The 2,543-nt window shown below is 64.0% G+C and carries 2 protein-coding genes; one reads left to right on the plus strand and one right to left on the minus strand.

The window, feature by feature from the left end:
- The coding region (locus A9W95_RS10390) for an enoyl-CoA hydratase-related protein (RefSeq protein WP_067411754.1) at nucleotides 1–838 on the minus strand (838 nt) is incomplete at its 3' end.
- Nucleotides 839–1,255: 417 nt separating this feature from the next.
- Here A9W95_RS10390 and A9W95_RS10395 point away from each other — a divergent pair.
- Nucleotides 1,256–2,543: DEAD/DEAH box helicase (locus A9W95_RS10395; protein WP_067411758.1), on the plus strand; the 1,288-nt coding region annotated here is incomplete at its 3' end.

Here is a 2,543-nt window from a genome sequence, read left to right on the forward strand (position 1 = left end):
ATGCGTCGGATCCCTCTCGACCGATGAAATCGCGCGGCTTCATGCCCGATTGCATCAGTTCGGCCCGGCGCGCCTGGACGTCGGAAGCCGCACCCACCATGTTGGTCAAGATATGGCTGACCTGAAGGTGCACCCGCATACCCATCAGCTCCCAGGCGCGCTTCACGTTGTTCTTCACCGCCATCAGGGTGGTCAAAGGGATCTGCGCGATTCTGCGGGCCATGTCCTCGACGGTGTCCTCGAGGTCTTCGCGGGGAACCACTCTGTTGAGCAGTCCCCAGTCCAGCGCCTGTTGGGCCGATAAGGTCGGCGCCAGCAGCAGCCAATCCATGGTGCGGTGCCAATTCATCAGCAGCCACGGCTCGATCATGGTGTGCCCGCCGGGCTCGCCGAGGCTTTGCGCAAGCGGCATTTGGAAATACGCGTCATCCGACGCAACACAGAAGTCGGTCAACAGGCCCAGGTAGATACCGCCGCCCATGCAGTAACCGTGGATCTGGGAGATCGTCGGCTTGGGGAACTCCCACAGGTACAACGTCGGCCACAGGAACAGGTCGGCGGTGCCCTTGTACAGATCCTCAAACGTTTCACCGAAATCGGGATACGGATTTTCCTCCGGCCCCCACCGAGCCACGTGCCCCCCGCAAAAACCCTTGCCGTTGGCCTTGAGGATGACGACCTTGATCTCTTTATCGCGGTCGGCCTCGTGCAGGCAGTCATCGACTTCGGTGACCAGAACCGCGTCTTTGGTATTGGCTTTGTCGACGCGGTTCAAAATGATTCGCGCAATCGGCGGTTCGCGTTCATAAATAATCGCTTCCAGGACACGCCGCTCCATGCGCGTTACATTACCGGACGCCGCCGTAACGCAGCAGCTAGTTTTCTGCAGCGCCGGGTGCTTCGAGGTGTTCTGCGTCTGCGCGTGATTTCGCTTGTGCCGTCGCGCAATTCTTCACCCGAAGATCAGCGTGCCCCGGATTTCATTTCCTGCTGAGATCACCGATTGAGTGTTCACCGAACGGGTGCGGTAAGCTGACGGCAACGCTGGCAACCGGTAGGTGAGGCCAGCGACGTCGTGAAACGCTTAGTTGTCCCACTGTTGCCAGTCCGAATCCCGGACGCAGCCAAACCCAGTTGACACGTGCGTCCCGCACAAGCATGTCTTGCGGCGATCGATTTTGCCCTCCGGCAATCTCGCCATTGGTACCCGAGCCGCACCGCGGACCGGGACCGCATGCCCCGAAAGGCACGAACTTTGACCAGCAGCACAACCTTCGCCGACCTCGGCGCGCCCGAACCGATCGTCACATCGCTGACGGCCCGCGGCATCACTCATCCGTTTCCCATCCAGGCCGCGACGCTTCCTGATGCCCTTGCCGGCCGCGACGTGCTCGGTCGCGGAAAGACGGGCAGTGGCAAGACGTTGGCTTTCGCTATCCCACTGGTAAGCCGCCTTGCAGGGCGTAGCCGGCGCCCCTTGCGCCCGTCGGGATTGGTGCTCGCGCCGACCCGTGAGCTGGCCACTCAGATCACCGCCACGGTGCAGCCGTTGGCCGCCGCGCATCACATGCGGGTCGGCACCATCTTCGGCGGTGTGCCGCAATCCCGCCAGGCAGCCGCGCTCAAGTCGGGCATCGACATCGTGGTGGCTTGCCCAGGCCGGCTGGAAGATCTGATGAAGCAGCGGCTGATCAGCCTGGACGACGTTGCCGTCACGGTCATCGACGAAGCCGATCACATGGCCGATCTCGGCTTCCTGCCCGGGGTGACCCGAATCCTGGCCGCCACACCCGCCTCCGGGCAGCGGCTGCTGTTCTCGGCCACGCTGGACAAGGGCGTTGACAAACTTGTCACCCGCTTCTTGCGCGACGAGGTCTTGCATTCGGTCGACGAAGCCAACTCCCCTGTCTCCGCCATGACTCACCACGTGTTCCACGTCGCCAGTGCGGAGGCCAAAAAAGAGCTGGTGCACCGACTCGCCTCCGGCACCGGCCGCCGAATCCTGTTCCTGCGCACCAAACACCAGGCGCGTAAGCTGGCCAAGCAGCTCACCGACGCGGGGGTGCCGTCAGTTGACTTGCACGGCAACCTTTCTCAACCTGCCCGCGACCGCAATCTTGCTCGATTCGCGGCGGGAGATGCCCGGGTACTGGTGGCAACCGACATCGCCGCGCGCGGCGTGCACGTCGATGACGTCGAATTGGTGGTCCACATCGATCCGCCGATGGAGCACAAGTCCTATCTCCATCGTTCGGGACGTACGGCGCGAGCCGGAAACGCAGGTGACGTCGTGACCGTGGTGCTACCCGAACAGCGCGCGCATGCACGCGCCCTGCTGCGCAGCGCTGGGATCCGGGTGACTCCCCAGGATGTCGCCGCCGATTCCGCCGCGGTGCGCCAACTGGTCGGTGAGGTGGCTCCGCACCGAGCGCCAGCGCTGACCACCGTTGTGTCACCGCCTCGCCAGGCGCACCGCGCGGCCGGGCCCGGTCACCGCAGGCGCGGCACCACCCGGCGGGCGGTACCCACCCGCAACGGCGAGA

Source organism: Mycobacterium sp. 1423905.2, assembly GCF_001673155.1.
Lineage (GTDB): Bacteria > Actinomycetota > Actinomycetes > Mycobacteriales > Mycobacteriaceae > Mycobacterium.